The following is a 20690-nucleotide window of genomic DNA, read 5'->3' on the forward strand; positions in this document are numbered from 1 at the left end:
CTTCTCGCGCAATTCGGCGCGAGGCAAGGCCCCCAGCGGTTGATCGTTTTCGTCGACCCAGGCAATCAGTTCGGCGTGGGGGGGGGGGGGGGGGGGGGCCCCCCCCGGGGGGGGGGGGAGCACCCGGACCCAGGCGGCGGCCGGGGGGGGGGGGGGGGGGCGGGCGCCGGGGGGGCCGGCCGCAAGTCTTACCAGAGGGCCAGGGTGTAGCCGAGGATCAGGCGGTTTTCGTCGACGTCGGTGGTCAGGCCGTTACCGGAACGGAAGGTCACGTTGCGCCAGCGCAGGCTCAGGTTTTTGAGTGGGCCGCTCTGCACCACGTAGGCGAGGTCGCTGTCGCGTTCCCACTCTTCACCGTGGTCACCGGTGGCGGTGCGGGCGTTGCGACCATCCACGTAGCGGGTCATGAAGCTCAGGCCGGGGATGCCGAGGGCGACGAAGTCGTAGTCGTAGCGCAGTTGCCAGGCGTCTTCCTCGGCGCGGGTGAAGGTGTTGAAGGTCACCAGGTTCACCGAGTAAGGGTCACCGCCGTTGAGGAAGGGGAAAGCGCTGTCGCCGGACATGCGCTGCCAGGCCGTGCTGACCCGGTGGCCGCCATGGCTGAGGCTGAGCATGCCGTTGAAGTTGCGGTTGTCGATCACCCCCGCGCGGCGCTGGCCGTCTTCGCGGCTGTCGAAGTAGCGCAGGTCGCTGCGCAGGCTGAAGCCACCGCCCAGCGGCAGGCTGTGCACCAGGCCGACGAATTGCTGGCGGTAGATGTCTTCCAGCTTGCCGTAGTAGTAGCTGACGGCCAGTTGCGGGTTGATTGCGTAGCTGCCGCCGGCGAAGTCGAAGGCGTCGCTGGTGGCTGCGCCGTAACCGATATCGTCGCGGCTGGACGAGTCGCGCAGGTTGGCGCGGGTCAGGCGTCCGCCGTTGAAGGTCAGGCCGTCGATCTCCTGGGAGGTCAGCATGCCGCCCTGAAAGGTCGCCGACAGCAGACGGGTGTCGTTATAGGTGGCCACCGGCAGCGTCGGCTGCCGGGTGCCCAGGCGCAGGGTGCTTTTCGAGGCACGCAGCTTGGCGGTCAGGCCCAGCTCGCTGTAGTCGTCCACCGGTTCATGGCTGGTCGGGCCATACGGCAGCAGGCCGGTGCCGCGGCGGTCGCGGCTGGAGTCGAGTTTGATGCCCAGCTCGCCGATGGCATCAAGACCAACACCGACAGCGCCTTCAGTGAAACCCGATTCCAGGCGCGCAGTGAAACCCTGGCCCCATTCCTCGGCCTTGGCCTGCGGCGCGCCACTCTGGCGGAAGTCGCGGTTGAGGTAGTGGTTGCGCAGCTCCAGGCTGCCTTTGCTGTCTTCAATGAAGCCCGCCATGGCCACCGGAGAGATGGCCAGGCCGAGCGCCGCCAGCAGCGGCGCGTTAGAACGGAAATAAGTCATTGTTATTATGCTTCCGTTGAGTCAGTGGCGATTGGCGGCGGCTGCGCCGATGCCGGTCATGGAGCGGATGAACTGGGCCAGGTAACGACCACGTTCGGTTTGCGCACGCTCCGAGCGATCAGTTACCGAGAACACCCAGGCGCCGAGGAACGCCAGCGTCATCGAGAACAGCGCCGGGTTCGAGTAAGGGAACAACGCCTTCTCGTGGTGCAGCACGCCGACCCAGACCACCGGGCTCAGCACCAGCAGGATGACGGCGGACGCCAGGCCGACCAGGCTGCCAGCCACTGCGCCGCGGGTGGTCAGGCCTTTCCAGAACATCGACAGGAACAGCACCGGGAAGTTGACCGAGGCGGCAATGGCCAGTACCAGGCCGGACAGGAAGGCAATGTTCTGCGACTCGAACAGCAGGCCGAGAATCACCGCCAGCGCGCCGATTACCCGCGTCGCCAGGCGCGACATGCGCATTTCTTCGCGTTCGCTGGCCTGGCCCTTGCGGATCACGCAGGCGTACAGGTCGTGGGCTACTGCCGAGGCACCGGACAACGCCAGGCCGGCGCCCACCGCGAGGATGGTGGCGAAGGCCACGGCCGAGATGAAGCCGAGGAACAGGCTGCCACCAACGGCCTGGGCCAGGTGTACCGCAACCATGTTGCCGCCGCCGACAATCGCGCCGCTGGCATCGCGGAACGAGGCGTCAGTGCCGACGATCACGATGGCGCCGAAGCCGATGGCAATCAGCAGCACATAGAAGTAACCGATGAAACCGGTGGCATAGAGCACGCTCTTGCGCGCTTCGCGGGCGTCCTTGACGGTGAAGAAGCGCATCAGGATGTGCGGCAGGCCGGCGGTGCCGAACATCATGCCGACGGCGAGCGACAGGGTGTCGATGGGGTTGCTCAGCAAGCCGCCCGGCGACATGATCGCCTGACCCTTGGCATGCACGGCGGCCGCGCCGGCGAACATTTCCTCGGTGCTGAAGTTGAAGTGCTTGAGCACCGCGTACGCCATGAAGGTGGCGCCGCACAGCAGCATCACGGCCTTGATGATCTGTACCCAGGTGGTGGCGAGCATGCCGCCGAAAGTCACGTAGAACACGATCAGCACGCCCACCAGCAGCACTGCCTGCAGGTAGCTGATGCCGAACAGCAGTTCGATCAGCTTGCCGGCACCGACCATCTGCGCCATCAGGTACATCAGCGCCACGATCAGGGTGCCCACGGCCGCGACGATGCGGATCGGGGTTTGCTCCAGGCGGTACGAGACCACGTCGGCGAAGGTGTACTTGCCGAGGTTGCGCAGGCGTTCGGCGATCAGGAACAGGATGATCGGCCAGGCGGCTACAACGCCCAGGGAGTACAGCAGGCCATCGTAACCGGCCATGAATATCATCGCCGAGATGCCCAGAAACGATGCGGCGCTGATCATGTCGCCGGCAATCGCCAGGCCATTCTGCAGGCCGCTGATGCCGCCGCCTGCGGTGTAGAAGTCGCTGGCCGAACGGGTGCGCAATGCGGCCCAGCGGGTGATACCCAGGGTGAACAGCACGAACACCAGGAACATGCCGATGGCGTGCCAGTTCAAAGGCCGCGCGGCGGTTTCACCGGCTACGGCAGCACCACTCGCCAACAGGCCTGCACCGAGCAACAACAAATGGGAGGCTTTCATTGCTGAGCCTCCTGCTGCAGTTTTGCCACGAGCGGGTCGAGCACCTGGTTGGTCTGGCGCACGTAGAACGCGGTGAGGATGAACGAGAGCAGAATGACCGTCACCGCCACAGGAATGCCGATGCTGGTGGCGCCGCCGTTGAGCGGTTGGCCAAGCAACCCGGGGGCGAATGCCATCGTCAGCACGAAGCCGTAGTAAATCGCCAGCATCGTCAGGGTCAGCGACCAGGTCAGGCGCTGCTTGCGACGCACCAGCTGGATGAAGTCCGGGTGCTGCCGGAGACGTTCAGGGTCTTGTGGGGTCATGGCTTCACGCTCTCTTGTTGTGATTGTCGAGTCAGTGTTTTTGCGGTACGGCAAAACCCGGGCGTTGCCGGTGCCACTGCGCGAACGCAGTGGCACCGGCAACGGACCGGGCGGGTCAGAGCTGGTCGAAGTCGAGTACGACCTTGTCGCTGATCGGGAAGGCCTGGCACGACAGCACGTAGCCGGCCGCGACCTCGTAGTCTTCAAGGGCAAAGTTGCTGTCCATTTCCACTTCGCCTTCGATCACCTTGCACTTGCAGGTCGAACACACCCCGGCCTTGCACGAGTAGGGCAGTTCGGCGCCGTGCTCATTACCGGCATCCAGTACGCTGGCGCTGTTGCGTGCCAGCTCGAACGACAGCTCGCGACCGTCGCTGATCACGGTGATCTGGCTCTTGGCGCTGTCGACCTGGGCGGCGGCCTGGCGTGCTTCGCGCTTCTGCGTGCTGCCGACGGCGGCGAACAGTTCGAAGTGGATGCGCTCGGCCGGCATGCCATTGGCCTTGAGCTGGTCGCGCACGGTTTCGGTCATGGCCTGCGGGCCGCAGATAAAGGCGGCGTCCAGGGCCTTGACGTCGAGCCAGCGGCTGAACAGCTGGGCGCATTTTTCAGCGTCGATGCGGCCGTTGTAGAGGTCGACATCCTGTTGCTCGCGGCTGAACACGAAGATCAGGTTGAGGCGCTGCAGGTAGCGGTTTTTCAGGTCTTCGAGCTGTTCGCGAAACAGCGCGGAGTTGCTCGAGCGGTTGCCGTAGAGCAGGGTGAAGCTGCTGTGCGGTTCGCGTTCAAGGGTGGTCTTGATGATCGACAGGATCGGCGTGATGCCGCTGCCGGCGGCCACGGCCAGGTAGTGGCCGTGGCGCGTGGCGTCGAGCGGCACGTAAAAGTGTCCGGACGGCGGCATCACTTCCAGTTGCTGGCCGGCCTTGAGGCTGTCGTTGGCGTAGGCAGAGAACAGCCCGCCGGGTACACGCTTGATCGCCACACGCAGCTCACCGTCGTTGACCCCGGTGCAGATCGAGTAGGAACGGCGTACTTCCTGACCTTCGAGGTGCGTGCGCATCACCAGGTGCTGGCCCTGGGTGAAGGTGAAATCGTTGGCCAGCTCGGCCGGTACGTCGAAGGCGATCGACACCGCGTCGCGGGTCTCCGGGCGCACTTCTTTAATCTTCAGGCTGTGGAACTTGCTCATTTTTTTTGTCTCCGGCAGCGCGCTGCTCAGATGCACTTGAAGTAGTCGAAAGGCTCACGGCACTCGATGCAGCGGTACAGCGCCTTGCAGGCGGTAGAACCGAACTCGCTGAGGCGCTCGGTGTGGGCGCTGCCGCATTGCGGGCAGCACACCTCGTCTCCCTCGCCGAGCAGGCTGCGCTTGCTGGTGCTGCCGGCAGGCGGGGCGATGCCGTAGGTACGCAGGCGCTCGCGGCCGCTGTCGCTGATCCAGTCGGTGGTCCACGCCGGGGTCAGCCGGCGCTCCAGTTGCGGGGCGGCGAAGCCGGCCTGTTGCAGGGCGTCGGCGATGTCCTGCTCGATCACCTCGGTGGCCGGGCAGCCCGAATAGGTCGGGGTGACCACCACGTGCAGGTGGCCCCCTTGCCAGTCGAGGCCGCGGACGATACCCAGATCAACCACGCTGACCACCGGGACCTCCGGGTCCATCACCTCGCCGAGCACGGCCCAGGCCTGTTCCAGGTCATTGGCCTGGAGCGGGCGGGCGCCGCGGTCGCTGGCGATCAGCTCACCAGGTCGCATCGGGATAGGCTCGCGGCAGGAACTGCATTTCGGCCAGCAGCGCACCCAGGTGCTCGCTGTGTACGCCACGGCGCCCGCTGAGGTAGAAGTAGCTGGCCGCCGCCGGTACAGGCAGGGTGGCACGGGTGAACACGTCGTCGACCTTGGCGCGCCAGGCACTGGCGATTGCCTCCGGCTGGGCGATCACGCCGGCGTCGGCCAGGCGTTGCTCGACCTCGTCGCCATCGGCCAGCTCGACGGTAAAGCGCCATACCTGCTCGATCGCCGCCAGCATGCGCCGGTGGCTTTCCTCGGTGCCGTCGCCAAGGCGCTCGACCCACTCGCCGGAGCGGCGCAGGTGGTAGGTGACTTCCTTCAGGGCCTTGGCGGCGATACCGGCGACACGCTCATCGCTGGAGCTGCTCAGGGCGCTTAACACCTGGAAGTGCCAGGCATCGAAGAGAAACTGTTTGACGATGGTGACCGCGTAATCGCCGTTGGGCTGTTCAACCAGCAGCAGGTTGCGGTAGGCACGTTCGTCGCGGCGGAATGCCAGGTGGTCGGCGTCACGGCCGTCGACCAGCAGCTCGGCGGCATAGTCCAGCCAGTTGCGCGCCTGGCCGACCAGGTCGAGGCCGACGTTCATCAGCGCCAGCTCTTCTTCCAGTGCCGGGGCCTTGCCGCACCATTCGCACAGGCGCTGGCCCTGGATCAGGGCGCTGTCGCCGAGGCGCAGCAGGTATTGGATGAGGTCTTGTTGTTGGGTCATGGCAGTGGCCTCACATGTGACCGACTTCGGCCGGCAGCTCGTAGAAGCTGGCATGGCGATAAACCTTGTCTTCCGACGGTACGAACAGCGGGTCTTTCTCGTCCGGCGAAGAGGCGGTGATCAGCGCCGAAGGCACGACCCACAAACTCACGCCCTCGTTGCGGCGGGTGTACAGCTCGCGGGCGTTCTCGATCGCCATGGCGGCGTCGGCGGCATGCACGCTGCCGACGTGCTTGTGGTTGAGGCCGTGCTTGCTGCGCACGAAAACTTCGAACAGGGTCCATTCGGACATGGCGGGATTCTCCAGATCAGGGGCTTGTCAGGCGGCGTTGCGCTTGGCTTGTTGTTTTTTGGCGTGGGCGACCGCGGCCTGGCGCACCCAGGCGCCGTCCTCGATGGCCTTGCGGCGGGTGGCGACGCGTTCGGTGTTGCACGGGCCGTTGCCCTTGAGTACGTCGTAGAACTCGTCCCACTGGATGTCGCCGAAGTCGTAGTGGCCGCGTTCTTCGTTCCACTTCAGGTCCGGGTCCGGCACGGTGCAGCCGAGCAGTTCCAGTTGCGGGATGGTCTGGTCGACGAAGCGCTGGCGCAGCTCGTCGTTGCCCTGGCGCTTGATCTTCCAGGCCATCGACTGGGCGCTGTTCGGCGAATGCTCGTCGCTTGGGCCGAACATCATCAGTGCTGGCCACCACAGGCGGTTGATCGCGTCCTGGACCATGTCCTTCTGCGCCTGGGTGCCTTCTTTCATCATGGTCAGCAGCAGTTGGTAGCCCTGGCGCTGGTGGAAGCTCTCTTCCTTGCAGATACGGATCATCGCCCGCGAGTAAGGGCCGTAGGAGGTGCGCTGCAGCACCACCTGGTTGACGATCGCTGCGCCGTCAACCAGCCAGCCCACTGCGCCCATGTCGGCCCAGCTCAAGGTCGGGTAGTTGAAGATGCTCGAGTACTTGGCCTTGCCGCTGTGCAGCTTGGCGATCTCTTCGTCGCGGTCGGCGCCCAGGGTTTCCATTGCGCTGTACAGGTACAGGCCGTGACCGGCTTCGTCCTGGATCTTGGCCATCAGCTGCAGCTTGCGCTTGAGGGTCGGTGCGCGGGTTACCCAGTTGCCTTCGGGCAGCATGCCGACGATTTCCGAGTGAGCGTGCTGGGAGATCTGGCGGATCAGGGTCTGCCGGTAGGCGTCGGGCATCCAGTTCTTGGCTTCGATCTTGATCTCGGCGTCGATCTTCTCTTGGAAGGCGCGCTCTTCGGGGGACATTTCGTCCAGCGCCTTGACCCGCTTAACGCCGGTCTCAACCAGTTGTGCGTACATGCTGCGTCTCCAGCCTTGTAAAGGTTTGTCGGGAGGCCTTGGCCATGGCTGTATTTTTAAATGATACAAAAATAAATATCAAACATTAAATTGTGTGTCGCATAAGATTTTTGTACCACTTCGTCGGGTCGCGGCAGGGGTGGTCTGCGCCAGAGTGGGCTGCGGGGCTTTTCGCGGGCAAAAAAAAGCCCCGCCGAAGCGGGGCTGGGGGCAGGCTGCAATCAGCTCTGGCCGCGTTTGTCGTAAACGTGGCAGGCCTTGCCCTCAGAGCGTTTCAGGCTGTGTGAAGGCTGGATCAGCACGCGTGCGCTGATGCCGATGTAGGTCTTTATCTGCTTGCTCAGCTCGTTGCCGATCAGTTTCTGCTGGTCGGCGTCCAGGCCCTGCAGTTCATGCTTGAGCTCCACGTGCACATCCATGCCGTCGAGGTTGCCATTGCGATACAGATGTATCTCGTAGCACTCGGAAAGTTGTTTTATTTTCAGTACCTGCTCCTCGATCTGCGTCGGGAACACGTTGACCCCGCGGATGATCAGCATGTCGTCGCTGCGACCGGTGATCTTGTCGATGCGTCGCATCGGCCGTGCGGTGCCCGGCAGCAGGCGGGTGAGGTCGCGGGTGCGGTAGCGGATCATCGGCAACGCTTCTTTGCTCAGCGAGGTGAACACCAGCTCGCCGTATTCGCCGTCGGGCAGCACCGCGCCGGTCACCGGGTCGATGATCTCCGGGTAGAAGTGGTCTTCCCAGACGGTCGGGCCGTCCTTGGTCTCGGCGCATTCCATGGCCACGCCCGGGCCCATGATTTCCGACAGGCCGTAGATGTCCAGGGCGGTGATGCCCATGCGCTCCTCGACCGCGCGGCGCAGCTCGGCGGTCCAGGGTTCGGCGCCAAAGATGCCGAGTCGCAGCGCCAGCTTGTGCGGGTCGAGGCCCTGGCGCTCGATTTCGTCAGCGATGTTGAGCATGTACGAGGGGGTGACCATGATGATGTCCGGCTGGAAATCACGGATCAGCTGCACCTGCTTCTCGGTCTGCCCGCCCGACATCGGAATCACCGTGCAGCCCAGGCGCTCGGCACCGTAGTGGGCGCCCAGGCCGCCGGTGAACAGGCCGTAGCCGTAGGAAATCTGCACCTTATCGCCACGACGGCCACCGGCCGCGCGGATCGAACGGGCGACCACGTTGGCCCAGGTGTTGATGTCGTTTTGCGTGTAACCGACCACGGTCGGCTTGCCGGTGGTGCCGCTGGAGGCGTGCAGGCGCACGACGTCATGCATCGGCACGGCGAACATGCCGTAGGGGTAGTTGTCGCGCAGGTCGTTCTTGCCGGTGAACGGGAACCTGGCCAGATCGTCCAGCGACTTCAGGTCGTCCGGGTGCACGCCCAGGCTGTCGAAACGCTGCTTGTACAGCGGCACGTTCTGGTAGGCATGGTTCAGGCTCCAGCGCAGACGGTCCAGCTGGTGCTGGCGCAATTGATCGATGCTGGCGGTTTCCATCGGATCAAGCGGGGATGTGTTTACAGACATATTCATGGCTTCACTCGAATTGTTTTTGTGCATTGGCCCGCACGCGGGCCTTTGAGTGCTGTTGATCAGAATAACCTTCGGCGGCCGGCGTGTCAGAGCCGCTCGATGATCAGTGCGATGCCCTGGCCGACGCCGATGCACATGGTGCAAAGGGCGTAGCGGCCCTGGCGCGCTTCCAGTTCGTGCAGGGCAGTGGTGACCAGGCGTGCGCCGCTCATGCCCAGCGGGTGGCCGAGGGCGATGGCACCGCCGTTCGGGTTGACCCGCGCGTCGTCGTCAGCCAGGCCGAGCTCGCGCAGAACCGCCAGACCCTGAGCGGCGAAGGCTTCGTTGAGTTCGATGACGTCCATGTCAGCCAGGCTCCGGCCGGCCAGTTCCAGACCTTTGCGGGTGGCCGGCACCGGGCCGATGCCCATCAGGCGCGGCTCGACGCCAGCGGTGGCCATGGCCACCACCCGGCCCCGGGCCGTGAGGCCGTGGCGTGCGGCGGCTTGCGGGCTGGCCCGCAGCAGCGCACAGGCGCCATCGTTGACCCCCGAGGCGTTGCCGGCGGTGACGCTGCCGCCTTGGCGGAACGGCGTACCGAGCCTGGCCAGTTGCTCCAGGGTGGTGTCGCCGCGTGGGTGTTCGTCGTGCTCGACGCGCTTGGCCGGGCCTTTGCGCTGGGGAATCTCTACCGCGACGATTTCCTTGGCCAGGCGACCGCTGGCCTGGGCGGCGGCGGCCTTGTGCTGGCTGCGCAGGGCGAAGGCGTCCTGGTCGGCGCGCGAAACATTGAAATGGGCGGCGACGTTTTCAGCGGTTTCCGGCATCGAGTCGGTGCCGAACTGTTCCTGCATCAGCGGGTTGATGAAGCGCCAGCCGATGGTGGTGTCGAAGATTTCCGCGCTGCGGCCGAAGGCCTGCTCGGACTTGCCCATGACGAACGGCGCGCGCGACATCGACTCGACGCCGCCGGCGATCATCAGCCCGGCTTCGCCGCAGCGAATGGCGCGGGCGGCGCTGCCGATGGCGTCCAGGCCGGAGCCGCACAGGCGGTTGAGCGTGGTGCCCGGCACGCTGACCGGCAGGCCGGCGAGCAGCGAAGCCATGTGCGCGACGTTGCGGTTGTCTTCGCCGGCCTGGTTGGCGCAGCCGTAGATCACATCGTCAATGGCGCTCCAGTCCAGTTGCGGGTGGCGCGCTTGCAGGGCCTTGAGCGGAACCGCGCCGAGGTCGTCGGCGCGCACGCTGGAAAGAGCGCCGGCGTAACGGCCGATTGGGGTGCGGATGGCGTCGATAATCAGGGCGTCATTCATTCGGGGTCTCCTGCGCCAGCACGGTGCCGCGCACTTTATAGGACTTGCCACGGAACAGGGCGATCAGCTGGCCGTGCTGGTTTTCGATGCGCACGTCGTAGTTGCCGGTACGGCCACTGCGGCTCAGCTCGCTGGCGTGTGCGGTGAGGGTGTCGCCCAGGTGTGCCGGGGCGACGTAGTCAATGCTGCAGCCGATCGCCACGCAGGCATCGTTGTAGCTGTTGCAGGCGAACGCGAACGCCGAGTCGGCAAGGGCGAACAGGTAGCCGCCATGGCAGGTGCCATGGCCCTGGATCATGTCTTCGCGCACGCTCATGCCGACCATGGTGCGGCCCGGGGCGACCGACAGCAGGCGCATGCCCAGGCGCTGGCTGGCGTTGTCGCGTTCGAACATGGTCTCGGCGCAGCGGGTGGCGAGCGACAACGCTTCGTGGTTAGTCATGAAAACGCCTCCCTTCGGCGACCAGACGGCGCAGCAGCAGGGACGGGCGATAGCGCTCTTCGCCGTAGCTGTTCTGCAGGTTTTCCAGAATGCGCAGTACGGCTGGCAGGCCGATGGCGTCGGCCCAGGCCAGCGGGCCTTGCGGGTAATTCACCCCGGCGCGCATCGCCAGGTCGATATCGGCGGCACTGCCGACACCCTGCAACACCGCATCGGCGCCTTCGTTGGCAAGCATCGCCACGCTGCGCAGCACGGCGAGCCCCGGCAGGTCGGCCAGCTGGCTGACCTTGATCCCGGCGCGTTGCAGCAGGGCCACAGCCTGGTCGCGGGCATCGATGCTGGTGTCAGCGGCGCAGGCGATGGCCAGGCGGCCGGCCTTGGCGTAGTCGAGCGCCAAATCAATCAGTACCAGGTTGCGCAGGCCGTCTTCCCGGGCGCGCTGGCTGGCCAGGCGGCCGTCGGACAGGGCCAGCACTGCATCGCCGACGCGCAGCAGGCCGCTGCCGTCGCGACGTACCACCTGCACACCGGCATCCTGCAGGCGCTGGACCAGTGGCTCGGCCACACCCAGGTGACCTTCCACCACGCAGCAATCGATTCTGGCGGCGCTGGTCAGCTCAACCGGCTGCGGGCGCTCGACGCCTTCGGCGTAGTTATAGAAGCCGTGGCCGCTTTTGCGTCCAAGGCGGCCGGCGTCCACCAGCTCTTTCTGGATCAGCGACGGCTGGAAGCGCATGTCGTTGTAATAGGCGGCGAACACCGAGCAGGTCACGGCGTAGTTGACGTCGTGGCCGATCAGGTCGGTGAGTTCGAAGGCGCCCATGCGAAAGCCACCGGCGTCACGCAGCAGGGCGTCGAGCGTGGCGCAATCGGCGGCGCCTTCCTGCAGCAGGCGCAGGCTTTCGGCATAAAACGGCCGGGCCACGCGGTTGACGATGAAACCGGGGGTGGATTTGGTGTGTACCGGCTGTTTGCCCCAGGCGCGTGCGGTGGCGTACAGCTGCTCGGCCAAGGCGCGTGGCGTAGCCAGGCCGGAGACGATCTCGACCAGCGCCATCAGCGGTGCCGGGTTGAAGAAGTGCATGCCGATCACCCGCTCGGGGTGGGCGAGACCCGCGGCCAGGCTGGTGATCGACAATGACGACGTGTTGCTGGCGAAAATGCACTCAGCACTGCACAGCGCTTCCAGCTGACGCAGCAGGCCGCGTTTGACCTCAAGGTTCTCGACGATCGCCTCGATCACCAGGCCGGCATCGGCCAGGGCCTCGATGGCGTCGGCCGGCTGCAGGCGCGCCACAGTGGCGGCGCGTGCCTCGGCGCTGAGGCGGCCTTTTTCCACCAGCTTGCCGAGCTGCCGGTCGATGCCGTCGATGGCCTGGGCGGCAGCGCCGGGGCGGGCGTCATGGAGCTTCACCGGGTGACCGGCCTGCGCTGCCACCTGGGCGATACCGGCGCCCATGGCGCCAGCGCCGATCACGGCAACGACGGTGCTGTTATCAAGTGCGCTCATCGCTTAGCGTCCCTGGAAGGTTGGGGTGCGTTTGGCCATGAAGGCGCTGACGCCCTCGCGGTAATCCTCGCTGCGCCCGGCCAGGCGCTGCAGGTCGCGCTCGAGCTCGAGCGGTTCGTCGAAGCTGTTGTTCAGGCTGGCGTTCAGGCTGCGCTTGATCAGCGCCAGGCCATAGGTCGGCTGGGTGGCCAGGTGGCGTGCCAGCTTGAGCGCTTCGCTGCGCAGTTCGGCGTCGTCGACCACGCGGTAGATCAGCCCCCACTGCTCGGCCTGCTCCGCGCTCAGTCGGTCGCCGAGCAGCATCAAGGCCTTGGCGCGGGCGGTGCCGACCAGGCGTGGCAAGGTCCAGGTACCGCCCGAGTCAGGGATCAGGCCGATCTTGCAGAAGGCCTGGATGAAGCTGGCCGAGCGCGCTGCCAGAACCAGGTCGCAGGCCAGAGGAATGTTTGCCCCGGCACCGGCGGCGACGCCGTTGACTGCGCAGATCACCGGCAGCGGCAGGTCGCGCAGGGTGCGGATCAACGGGTTGTAGAACTGCTCGATGGACTCGCCCAGGTCCGGCGCTGCGGCACCCGGAGCAACGTTGCGGTCACCCAGGTCCTGGCCGGCACAGAAACCACGGCCTTCGCCGCTGAGCAACAGCACGCGCACCTCGGGGTTCTGCCGTACCTGCTTGAGGGCTTCGCGCACTTCAGCGTGCATGTGCGCGTTGAAGCTGTTGAGTTGCTCCGGGCGATTGAGACTGAGGGTGGCAACGCCTTCCTCGATGGCAAACAGGATGTGCTGGAAATTCATGGCAGGGGTGCTCTAGGGATAACCAGGGAAGGGGCGGCCAGGCTTACTGACCGGTGAATTCGGGGCGGCGCTTGGCCTGGAAGGCGGCGATACCTTCATTGCGGTCGGCCGTACCGGCCAGCACAGTGAAAGCATGGCGCTCGAAGCGCAGGCCGCTGGCCAGGTCCGTGTCCTGGGCCTTGAGCAGGGCTTCCTTGGCCAGGCGTACCGCCAGCGGCGCTTTCTGCGCGATCACGCGAGCGATGGCGATGGCGCGATCGACGGTGAACTCGGGCTGGGTCACTTCGCTGATCAGGCCGGCGCGCTGGGCGAAGCGCGCATCGATGGCTTCGCCGGTGAGCACCATCTGCATGGCCAGCGATTTGCCGACTGCGCGCAGCAGGCGTTGGGTGCCGCCTGCGCCGGGCATGATGCCGAGGTTGATTTCCGGTTGGCCGAAGCGTGCGTCTTCGCCGGCAACAAGAATGTCGGCGTGCATGGCCAGCTCGCAGCCGCCGCCCAGGCAGAAGCCGTTGACCGCGGCGATCAGTGGTTTGGAGAACGCGGCAATGCGCTGCCAGTAGCCGACGCGTGGGTCGTTGAGGATGCCGACCAGATCGCGCTCGGCCATTTCCTTGATATCGGCACCGGCGGCGAAGGCCTTGCGGCTGCCGGTGATGACCACGGCGCGGGTGTCGGGATCACGTTCGGCGAGTTCCAGTTCAGCCGCCAGCTCACCGAGCAGCTCGGTGTTCAGGGCGTTCAGCGCTTCCGGGCGCTGCAGGGTGATCAGGCGTACGCCCGCTTCGGGGGCAAGAACGGCAAGGGTGCGAGGCATCAAACGCTCCTCAGGCTGCGCGCGCGGCTTGGTTAGCCGGCTAGTTATTGGGTGTTGCGGCCATGTGGCGAGTACCTGCGAGGGCACCTACCGGGCCGGCTTTTTTCGAGTATACGCACAAAGCGATACAAAACAACAACGCAAAACTACAATTTCGTGTCCTATATTTGAGTGCGGGAGTGCTGGCGGATAGTGGGTTGGTGCGGCTTGCAGCTGTATGAATGCGGGTTTTAGCAGCACTGAAGGGCGTGAAACATCGCGACGAACGGATAATATTCCGATACAGATGGCTTTACTTATTTGTCAAAAAGCGTTGTGATACAAAAAATCTCATCAGGCGCATCGCTTTCTGTAGCTTTGTGCTGAAGCCGCCAGTTTTTCGAGGATTTACGCGATGTCGTCTACTGCCACCCGTGCCGCCCTGGAACTGTTCGACCATCACCGCGCCACGCTCGACCGCGCGCTGCAGGCCATCGCCGAGCGCAGCTACTGGTCGCCCTACAGCGAACAGCTCAAGCAGTACCCGCAAGCGGCGGTAGAGGGTGCGCAAGCAGCATTCGAGGCGCTGCTCAACAAGTCGTTCGCCCTGCACGGTCCGGCAGCAGTGGCGAAAGCGGGTGCCGAGCGGTCGCCTTATGGCTTCGACCTTGGCGTTCGTTACGATCAATATGACGCCGAGCAACTGCTGGCGCGCCAGCAACAGGCGCTGCCGGCCTGGCGCGATGCCGGTCCGCAGGCGCGGGTCGGTGCATGCCTGGAAATCCTCCAGCGCCTGAACGCACTGAGCCCGACGTTGGCCTACGCGGTAATGCACACCACCGGGCAAGGCTTCATGATGGCCTTCCAGGCGGGCGGCGCGCATGCCCAGGACCGTGGCCTGGAAGCGCTGGCCTACGCCTGGCGGGCGATGGCCGAGGTGCCGCAGGCGGCGCAGTGGATCAAGCCGCAGGGCAAACTCGACCCGCTGCAACTGGACAAGCGCTGGCACATCGTGCCGCGCGGCCTGTCGCTGGTGGTCGCCTGTTCAACCTTTCCGACCTGGAACACCTACCCGGGCCTGTTCGCCAGCCTGGCCACCGGTAACCCGGTGCTGGTCAAGGCGCACCCGGGGGCGATCCTGCCGGTGGCGATGAGCGTCAAGGTGGCCCAGGACGTGCTCGCCGAACTGGGCTTCGACCCGGCGCTGGTCAGTCTGGTAGTCGACACCCCTGAGGCACCGGTTGCGCAGCAACTGGCACTCGACCCACGGGTCAAGCTGGTCGACTTCACCGGCTCCAATGCCTTTGGCGAGTGGCTGGAACGCAACGCGCTGCAGGCCCAGGTGTTCACCGAGAAGGCCGGCATCAACAGCGTGATCATCGACAGCACCCGTGACCTCAAGGCGGTGGCGAAGAACCTGGCGTTCTCCCTGAGCCTGTACTCCGGGCAGATGTGCACCACCACCCAGGCTATCTATGTGCCACGCGGCGGTATCCGCAATGGCGACGAACAGCTCAGCTTCGATCAGGTCGCCGAGGCACTGGCCGCTGCCGTCAAAGGATTCCTTGCCGACAACGACCGTGCGTGCGCGGTGCTTGGTGCCATTCAGGCGCCGGCTACCGTGGCGCGCATCGACGCCTGCCGCGAGCTCGGCGAGGTCCTGCTCGACAGCGAAGTGCGCGAGCATCCGCAGTTCCCCGGCGCGCGGGTACACACGCCACTGCTGCTCAAGGTCGACGCCGCGCAGCGCGATGCCTACACGCAAGAGCGCTTCGGCCCCATCGCCTTCATCATTGCCACTGACGACAGCGCCCACAGCCTGCAGGTCGCCCGCGAAGTGATCGCCGCCAAAGGCGCCATCACCCTGGGCGTGTATTCCACCGACGAGGCGTTCCTCGAGCAGGCGGAAGCCTTGGCCCAGGATGTCGCCGTGGCGCTGTCGGTGAACCTTGACGGTGGCGTGTTCGTCAACCAGTCGGCGGCGTTCAGCGACTTCCATGCCACTGGCGGCAACCCGGCGGCGAATGCCTCGATCAGCGACGGCGCCTTCGTCAGCCGACGCTTTGTCATCGTTCAGAGCCGCCGCCACGCGGCCCAATGAGGACATCGCCATGACCTGCTACAGCCTTGACGGCCTGACCCCGGTGGTTCACCCCAGTGCCTATGTGCACCCCACGGCGGTGCTGATCGGCGACGTGATCATCGGTGCCGGCTGCTATGTCGGCCCGTTGGCCAGCCTGCGCGGCGACTTCGGGCGCATCGTCCTGGAGGAGGGCGCCAATATCCAGGACACCTGCGTGATGCACGGTTTTCCTGAGAGCGACACGGTGGTCGGGCGCAACGGCCACATCGGTCATGGCGCCGTGCTGCACGGCTGCCGCATCGGCGAAGACGTGCTGGTCGGCATGAATGCGGTAGTGATGGACAACGCCGAGATCGGTCCGCGTTCGTTTGTGGCGGCGACGACCTTCGTGAAGGCAGGGTTTCGTTGCGACGAACAGTCGCTGGTGCTCGGTGCGCCAGCGCAGGTCAAGCGTCGCCTGAGTGACGAGGAAGTGGCCTGGAAGCGGGCCGGCACCGAGGAATACCAGCGCCTTGCCCAGCGTTGCCTGCAGGGCATGGTCGCCTGCGAGCCGCTGCGCGAGGTCGAGACGGACCGTCCGCGAATCTCTGCCAGCACCTTGCGGCCCAAAGGAGAGGGGCAATGAGCAGTGCGGCGAAGGTCAGTGGCAATGGCCAGGACTGGCGTGCAGCGGGTATATTTCGCAGTACTTTAATGCCCGGTTCTCCCATGACGTCCCTTGCCCCCTTAAATCAGTTGATTACCCGTTTCCAGCAGCAGACGCCGCTGCGTGCCAGTTCGCTGATCATCACCCTCTACGGCGATGCCATCGAACCGCACGGTGGAACGGTGTGGCTCGGTAGCCTGATCCAGTTGCTCGAACCCATCGGCATCAACGAACGGCTGATCCGAACCTCGATCTTCCGCCTGACCAAGGAAGGCTGGTTGAGCGCCGAGAAAGTCGGGCGGCGCAGCTACTACAGCCTGACGGGAACCGGTCGGCGGCGATTCGAAAAAGCGTTCAAGCGGGTCTACAGTTCGGCGCTGCCGGCCTGGGACGGTTCCTGGACCCTGGCGCTGTTGTCGCAATTGCCGCAGGACAAGCGCAAACAGGTGCGCGAAGAGCTGGAGTGGCAAGGTTTTGGTGCGATTTCGCCGGTGATGCTGGCCTGCCCGCGCTGCGAACGTGCCGACGTCGTCGCGACCCTGCAGGACCTCGAGGTGCTCGAAGACACCATTCTGTTCGAAACCACCGCGCAAGACGTGCTGGCCTCCAAGGCCCTGCGCATGCAGGTGCGCGAGAGCTGGAACATCGAGGCCCTGGCCGCGCAGTACAGCGAGTTCATCCAGTTGTTCCGCCCCTTGTGGCAGGCGTTGCGCGAGCAGGACCAATTGCAGCCGATGGACTGCTTTCTGGCGCGAACCTTGCTCATTCACGAATACCGCAAGTTGCTGCTGCGTGATCCGCAGCTGCCTGACGAGCTGCTCCCCGGCGACTGGGAAGGGCGTGCGGCGCGCCAGCTGTGTCGCAACATCTACCGCCTGGTCCAGGCCAAAGGCGAGGAGTTCCTGAGCAGCGCACTGGAAACCGCCGACGGTCCGTTGCCGGAAGTTGGCGAAAGTTTTTATCTGCGTTTCGGTGGGCTTAAATAAGCACGCCGGAGCGTGCGAGCGTTGCCAGATGATGAGGTAACCCAGGCGCGATGAGGTCGGCGCCTGGCCAATAATAAAAATATCAGCGAGGCCTGTAACATCATGATGACTGCAAGTGCACTCAGGGCAGACCGTTTTGATGAATGGCTGCAAAAAATCAACCAGGCCTGTGGCCGCTTTTGCGCCACCCCCCTGGGGCCCGAATTTTCCGGCTCGGTCAAAGAGCACAAAGTCGGCGCGATCAAGCTGAGCCTGGTGGATGTGGCCCAGGCCCGCCTGTACCGCACCGGACGCGAGGTGGAACAAAGCGAGGGCAAGCACTTTTTCGCCGCGTTTCAGCTGCAGGGCCAGGCCGGCATGGAGCAGGACGGCAAGCGCGTAACGCTGCGACCTGGCGACATCACCCTGATCGATGCCACCTTGCCCAGCGACTTCACCTACAGCGACAACTCACGTCAGTTGTCGTTGATTCTGCCGCGTCACCTGGTCGAGCACAGCCAGCGTTTCAGCAGCATTCGCTGCGCCCAGCGCATCGATGCCAGCTCGCCGATTGCGTTGCTGGCCAACCGGCTGGTGCTGGAGGCGAGCAACATGGACACGCTCAGCCTGCAGGAGAGCGAAGCCACCCTGGAGGCGATCATCAGCTTGCTGCGCCCGGTCATCGGCAGCAACGAGGCCGATCCGGACGCCCATGAGCGGCTGTTCCGCAAAACCATCGCCTTCATCGATGAGCACATCCGCAGCGAAGAACTGTGCCCGGAGCTGCTTGCACGTGAGGTCGGGGTGTCGGTACGCGGCTTGTACCGGATGTTCTCGAAGAAGGGGCTGGTGGTTGCCCAGTACATCAAGAGCCGGCGCCTGGACTTCTGCGCCGAGTCGCTGCGCCACGGCGGCGCGGAACAGAAGCTGTCGGCCTTGGGCTATTCCTGGGGCTTCTCCGACGCCAGTTACTTCTCTACCGCCTTCAAAGCCCGCTTTGGCGTATCGCCGGGTGAATACCGCAAGCGTTACCAGCACTGACCTCCCGCCTACCGCAACCCTGCACCGACATGCAGGGTGGCGTCCCCTGAGCCGCCATTAGCGCGCTGCCCTCATCACCGTCAGGTTGGCACTGCAGCCAATACGACTGGCATGCAGAAAAAAACCTTGTTTGGCCACTGCGGTTTAAATCGACAGGTCAAAGACCATCGTCCGCCTGTAAGGCCGATGGCTTCCCCATGGCAGGAGTTTTAACGGGCAGTCGGATGCTCAGGTCAGAGGTTTCAGTTTCATGCATAACAACAAGATTCGCCGGTGCCTGGCCGGCCTCACCGTGCTGGCGCTGTTTCAGGTTTCTCAAGTGCAGGCGGCCGCCGCCTGCGCACCTGCTGCGGTGCAGAAGGGTAGCCAGCTGTTCGCCCAGGAGTGCTCGGTGTGCCACGCCGTGCAAAAAGGCGTGACCGGCATGATGGGGGTCAACCTCAATGGCGTCGCTGGCCGCACCTCGGGCACGTTCCCGGGCTTCAGCTACTCCCAGGCGATGAAGGACAAGGCCGTCGACTGGAAGGCCGAGAGCCTGCAGGCCTTCATTACCCAGCCGCAGGCCTTCGTGCCTGGCACCTACATGCCCTACACGGGGATGGCGGCTGCAGATGACAGCGCCGCGGTTGCCTGTTTCCTGACCCAGCAGTGAGCCCGGGTCGACTCAATCAATGATGAGGAATGCGAATGAGCAAGGTTGATGTACTGCCACAGGTAGCCGCTTTTCTGCAGCGTCGGCACGGCTGCTTCATCGATGGCCAGTGGGTGGTGCCGGAAGGCGCCGCGTCGCCGGTGTTGAACCCGGCCACCGGTGAAACCATTGCCCAGGTGGCGGACGCCAGCCTGGAGCTGGTCGAGCGTGCCGTACTGTCGTCGCGCAAGGCGCACGAATCGCGGGTGTGGTCGGGCCTGCGCCCGGCCGATCGCGAGCGCATCCTGCTGCGCTTTACTGCGCTGGTAGAAGAGCACGGCGAGGAACTGGCGCAACTGGAAACCCTGTGCCAGGGCAAGTCGATCAACATGGCGCGGATGCTGGATGTCAACGCCACGGTCGAGTTCATGCGCTACATGTCCGGCTGGGCAACGAAGATTGAAGGGCAGGCCCTCGACGTCTCCATCCCGTTGCCGGAGGGTGCGCGTTATACCGCGTTTGCCCGCCGCGAGCCGGTGGGTGTGGTGGCCGGTATCGTGCCGTGGAACTTCCCGCTGATGATCACCACCTGGAAGGTGATGCCGGCACTGGCCACCGGTTGCACGGTGGTGATCAAGCCGTCGCCGGAAACCCCGCTGACGGCCCTGCGCCTGGCCGAGCTGGCGATCGCGGCGGGCATTCCCGCCGGCGTCTTCAACCTAGTGACTGGCGGCGGCAATGTCGGCCAGGCGCTGGCTTCGCACCAGAAGATCGACAAGGTGTCGTTCACCGGTTCGACCGCCGTCGGCAAGATCGTCGGTAGCGTCGCCGTGCAGAACATGACCCGCTTCGCGCTGGAGTTGGGCGGCAAGAACCCGATGATCATCCTCGCCGATGCCGACATCGACAAAGCCGTGCAGGGCGCGCTGCTGGGCGGTTTGCTCAACAACGGCCAGGTGTGTGCCGCGGCCTCGCGCTTCTATGTGCACCGCTCGCGCTACGACGACTTTGTTGCCGGCCTGGCGGCAGCGGTTTCCGGCATGCCGATCGGTGCCGGGATGGACACCACTGCAGCGGTCAACCCGCTGGTGTCGCGCAAGCAGCAGCAGAGCGTGCTCCAGCACATCGAGACGGCCAAGCAGGAAGGTGCCCGCGTGGTCACCGGTGGCGAGCTGATCGACAGCGCTGGCTTCTACGTGCAGCCGACCGTGCTTGCCGACGTCAACCATGAGATGGCGGTGGCCCGCGCTGAAGTGTTCGGCCCGGTGCTGTCGGTGATTCCGTTCGACGACGAAGAGCAGGCCATTGCCATGGCCAACGACAGTGTTTACGGACTGGCGGCGAGCTTGTGGACCAATGACCTGACCAAGGCGATGAACCTGGTGCCGCGCATCGAGGCCGGTACCGTGTGGGTCAACGCTCACGTGTTGCTCGACCCGAACATGCCGTTTGGTGGACTCAAGCAATCGGGCATGGGCCGTGAGTTTGGCCGTGCAGTGGTTGAGGCCTATACCGAGATCAAATCGGTGTGCATCGCACACTGATCGTTTCGTGCTCCTTTCAGGCAGGCCTCAGGCCTGCCTTTTTTTTGCCTGGGCTTGTGAGATCTTGGGGCTGCTGTGCAGCCCATCGCAGGCTCTCGCCAGCTCCTGCAGAGGATTGTGACTGACTTGATCTTGTGGGAGCTGGCGAGAGCCTGCGATGGGGCGCACCGCGGCCCCATTGGCCGTCACTGCCCATAAAAA

Annotated in this window: 20 protein-coding genes and 1 pseudogene; 6 read left to right on the top strand and 15 right to left on the bottom strand. The window is 64.8% G+C overall.

Annotation, left to right across the window (positions count from 1 at the left end):
• The 15 genes and pseudogenes from I5S59_RS26565 to paaF all read right to left on the bottom strand — a co-directional run.
• A pseudogene (locus tag I5S59_RS26565) lies at nucleotides 1-123 on the bottom strand (hypothetical protein); the annotation flags it as partial.
• Nucleotides 124-188: 65 nt separating this feature from the next.
• Entirely contained in the window at nucleotides 189-1424 is a 1236-nt protein-coding gene (locus I5S59_RS00005) for an OprD family porin (protein ID WP_197874822.1), read from the bottom strand.
• Nucleotides 1425-1445: 21 nt separating this feature from the next.
• The gene (locus I5S59_RS00010; RefSeq protein ID WP_197874823.1) at nucleotides 1446-3092 is read right to left on the bottom strand and encodes a cation acetate symporter; all 1647 of its coding nucleotides are present in this window, start codon (nucleotides 3090-3092) and stop codon (nucleotides 1446-1448) included.
• The gene (locus I5S59_RS00015; RefSeq protein ID WP_197874824.1) at nucleotides 3089-3397 is read right to left on the bottom strand and encodes a DUF485 domain-containing protein; all 309 of its coding nucleotides are present in this window, start codon (nucleotides 3395-3397) and stop codon (nucleotides 3089-3091) included. Before I5S59_RS00015 ends, I5S59_RS00010 begins: the two co-directional genes overlap by 4 nt.
• A 115-nt stretch (nucleotides 3398-3512) precedes the next feature.
• Nucleotides 3513-4589, bottom strand: a complete 1077-nt coding sequence (gene paaE, locus I5S59_RS00020; protein ID WP_197874825.1) for a 1,2-phenylacetyl-CoA epoxidase subunit PaaE — start codon at nucleotides 4587-4589, stop codon at nucleotides 3513-3515.
• A gap of 26 nt (nucleotides 4590-4615) precedes the next feature.
• Nucleotides 4616-5149 carry a 1,2-phenylacetyl-CoA epoxidase subunit PaaD gene (gene paaD / locus I5S59_RS00025; protein WP_128324815.1) on the bottom strand — a complete coding sequence of 178 codons (534 nt, stop codon included), beginning with the start codon at nucleotides 5147-5149 and terminating at the stop codon, nucleotides 4616-4618.
• Nucleotides 5136-5897, bottom strand: coding sequence for a 1,2-phenylacetyl-CoA epoxidase subunit PaaC (paaC, locus tag I5S59_RS00030; protein WP_197874826.1), 762 nt, complete (start codon nucleotides 5895-5897; stop codon nucleotides 5136-5138). The genes paaD and paaC overlap by 14 nt, the downstream gene beginning before the upstream one ends.
• Nucleotides 5898-5907: 10 nt before the next feature.
• Nucleotides 5908-6189, bottom strand: coding sequence for a 1,2-phenylacetyl-CoA epoxidase subunit PaaB (gene paaB, locus I5S59_RS00035; RefSeq protein ID WP_128324817.1), 282 nt, complete (start codon nucleotides 6187-6189; stop codon nucleotides 5908-5910).
• Between the two features lie 27 nt (nucleotides 6190-6216).
• Nucleotides 6217-7209: a 1,2-phenylacetyl-CoA epoxidase subunit PaaA gene (gene paaA, locus I5S59_RS00040; RefSeq protein WP_128324818.1), complete on the bottom strand. Its 993-nt coding sequence runs from the start codon at nucleotides 7207-7209 to the stop codon at nucleotides 6217-6219.
• A 221-nt stretch (nucleotides 7210-7430) separates the two neighbouring features.
• Nucleotides 7431-8744, bottom strand: a complete 1314-nt coding sequence (gene paaK, locus I5S59_RS00045; RefSeq protein WP_197874827.1) for a phenylacetate--CoA ligase PaaK — start codon at nucleotides 8742-8744, stop codon at nucleotides 7431-7433.
• An 86-nt stretch (nucleotides 8745-8830) separates the two neighbouring features.
• Nucleotides 8831-10036 carry a 3-oxoadipyl-CoA thiolase gene (pcaF, locus tag I5S59_RS00050; protein ID WP_197874828.1) on the bottom strand — a complete coding sequence of 402 codons (1206 nt, stop codon included), beginning with the start codon at nucleotides 10034-10036 and terminating at the stop codon, nucleotides 8831-8833.
• Complete coding sequence (gene paaI, locus I5S59_RS00055; protein ID WP_197874829.1) at nucleotides 10029-10478, bottom strand: hydroxyphenylacetyl-CoA thioesterase PaaI; 450 nt, start codon at nucleotides 10476-10478, stop codon at nucleotides 10029-10031. The genes pcaF and paaI overlap by 8 nt, the downstream gene beginning before the upstream one ends.
• Nucleotides 10471-11988 carry a 3-hydroxyacyl-CoA dehydrogenase PaaH gene (paaH, locus tag I5S59_RS00060; RefSeq protein WP_197874830.1) on the bottom strand — a complete coding sequence of 506 codons (1518 nt, stop codon included), beginning with the start codon at nucleotides 11986-11988 and terminating at the stop codon, nucleotides 10471-10473. Before paaH ends, paaI begins: the two co-directional genes overlap by 8 nt.
• A 3-nt stretch (nucleotides 11989-11991) precedes the next feature.
• Nucleotides 11992-12783 (bottom strand): 2-(1,2-epoxy-1,2-dihydrophenyl)acetyl-CoA isomerase PaaG, encoded by a 792-nt coding sequence (gene paaG, locus I5S59_RS00065; RefSeq protein ID WP_197874831.1) that lies wholly within the window; start codon nucleotides 12781-12783, stop codon nucleotides 11992-11994.
• 43 nt (nucleotides 12784-12826) lie between these two features.
• Entirely contained in the window at nucleotides 12827-13600 is a 774-nt protein-coding gene (gene paaF, locus I5S59_RS00070; RefSeq protein ID WP_197874832.1) for a 2,3-dehydroadipyl-CoA hydratase PaaF, read from the bottom strand.
• A 394-nt stretch (nucleotides 13601-13994) separates the two neighbouring features.
• Between paaF and paaN the strand changes: the two genes are divergently transcribed.
• The 6 genes from paaN to I5S59_RS00100 all read left to right on the top strand — a co-directional run bounded on the left by paaN (nucleotide 13995) and on the right by I5S59_RS00100 (nucleotide 20489).
• The gene (gene paaN, locus I5S59_RS00075) at nucleotides 13995-15680 is read left to right on the top strand and encodes a phenylacetic acid degradation protein PaaN (RefSeq protein WP_197874833.1); all 1686 of its coding nucleotides are present in this window, start codon (nucleotides 13995-13997) and stop codon (nucleotides 15678-15680) included.
• A gap of 10 nt (nucleotides 15681-15690) precedes the next feature.
• Complete coding sequence (gene paaY, locus I5S59_RS00080) at nucleotides 15691-16287, top strand: phenylacetic acid degradation protein PaaY (protein WP_128324826.1); 597 nt, start codon at nucleotides 15691-15693, stop codon at nucleotides 16285-16287.
• An 83-nt stretch (nucleotides 16288-16370) separates the two neighbouring features.
• Entirely contained in the window at nucleotides 16371-17294 is a 924-nt protein-coding gene (gene paaX / locus I5S59_RS00085; RefSeq protein WP_197874834.1) for a phenylacetic acid degradation operon negative regulatory protein PaaX, read from the top strand.
• 102 nt (nucleotides 17295-17396) lie between these two features.
• Nucleotides 17397-18314 (top strand): transcriptional regulator FeaR, encoded by a 918-nt coding sequence (feaR, locus tag I5S59_RS00090; RefSeq protein ID WP_197874835.1) that lies wholly within the window; start codon nucleotides 17397-17399, stop codon nucleotides 18312-18314.
• A 250-nt stretch (nucleotides 18315-18564) separates the two neighbouring features.
• On the top strand, nucleotides 18565-18966 hold the full coding sequence (locus I5S59_RS00095; protein WP_197874836.1) for a c-type cytochrome: 402 nt from the start codon (nucleotides 18565-18567) through the stop codon (nucleotides 18964-18966).
• 35 nt (nucleotides 18967-19001) lie between these two features.
• A complete protein-coding gene (locus I5S59_RS00100) occupies nucleotides 19002-20489 on the top strand; it encodes an aldehyde dehydrogenase family protein (protein ID WP_197874837.1) in 1488 nt (495 codons plus the stop codon).
• Nucleotides 20490-20690: the final 201 nt, after the last annotated feature.

This window comes from Pseudomonas alkylphenolica (genome assembly GCF_016009175.1).
Taxonomy (GTDB): domain Bacteria; phylum Pseudomonadota; class Gammaproteobacteria; order Pseudomonadales; family Pseudomonadaceae; genus Aquipseudomonas; species Aquipseudomonas alkylphenolica_B.

Coding starts and splice junctions, on each gene's coding strand:
- I5S59_RS00005 (WP_197874822.1), bottom strand. CDS start 1,424: ATGACTTATTTCCGTTCTAACGCGCCGCTGCTGGCGGCGCTCGGCCTG.
- I5S59_RS00010 (WP_197874823.1), bottom strand. CDS start 3,092: ATGAAAGCCTCCCATTTGTTGTTGCTCGGTGCAGGCCTGTTGGCGAGT.
- I5S59_RS00015 (WP_197874824.1), bottom strand. CDS start 3,397: ATGACCCCACAAGACCCTGAACGTCTCCGGCAGCACCCGGACTTCATC.
- paaE (WP_197874825.1), bottom strand. CDS start 4,589: ATGAGCAAGTTCCACAGCCTGAAGATTAAAGAAGTGCGCCCGGAGACC.
- paaD (WP_128324815.1), bottom strand. CDS start 5,149: ATGCGACCTGGTGAGCTGATCGCCAGCGACCGCGGCGCCCGCCCGCTC.
- paaC (WP_197874826.1), bottom strand. CDS start 5,897: ATGACCCAACAACAAGACCTCATCCAATACCTGCTGCGCCTCGGCGAC.
- paaB (WP_128324817.1), bottom strand. CDS start 6,189: ATGTCCGAATGGACCCTGTTCGAAGTTTTCGTGCGCAGCAAGCACGGC.
- paaA (WP_128324818.1), bottom strand. CDS start 7,209: ATGTACGCACAACTGGTTGAGACCGGCGTTAAGCGGGTCAAGGCGCTG.
- paaK (WP_197874827.1), bottom strand. CDS start 8,744: ATGAATATGTCTGTAAACACATCCCCGCTTGATCCGATGGAAACCGCC.
- pcaF (WP_197874828.1), bottom strand. CDS start 10,036: ATGAATGACGCCCTGATTATCGACGCCATCCGCACCCCAATCGGCCGT.
- paaI (WP_197874829.1), bottom strand. CDS start 10,478: ATGACTAACCACGAAGCGTTGTCGCTCGCCACCCGCTGCGCCGAGACC.
- paaH (WP_197874830.1), bottom strand. CDS start 11,988: ATGAGCGCACTTGATAACAGCACCGTCGTTGCCGTGATCGGCGCTGGC.
- paaG (WP_197874831.1), bottom strand. CDS start 12,783: ATGAATTTCCAGCACATCCTGTTTGCCATCGAGGAAGGCGTTGCCACC.
- paaF (WP_197874832.1), bottom strand. CDS start 13,600: ATGCCTCGCACCCTTGCCGTTCTTGCCCCCGAAGCGGGCGTACGCCTG.
- paaN (WP_197874833.1), top strand. CDS start 13,995: ATGTCGTCTACTGCCACCCGTGCCGCCCTGGAACTGTTCGACCATCAC.
- paaY (WP_128324826.1), top strand. CDS start 15,691: ATGACCTGCTACAGCCTTGACGGCCTGACCCCGGTGGTTCACCCCAGT.
- paaX (WP_197874834.1), top strand. CDS start 16,371: ATGACGTCCCTTGCCCCCTTAAATCAGTTGATTACCCGTTTCCAGCAG.
- feaR (WP_197874835.1), top strand. CDS start 17,397: ATGATGACTGCAAGTGCACTCAGGGCAGACCGTTTTGATGAATGGCTG.
- I5S59_RS00095 (WP_197874836.1), top strand. CDS start 18,565: ATGCATAACAACAAGATTCGCCGGTGCCTGGCCGGCCTCACCGTGCTG.
- I5S59_RS00100 (WP_197874837.1), top strand. CDS start 19,002: ATGAGCAAGGTTGATGTACTGCCACAGGTAGCCGCTTTTCTGCAGCGT.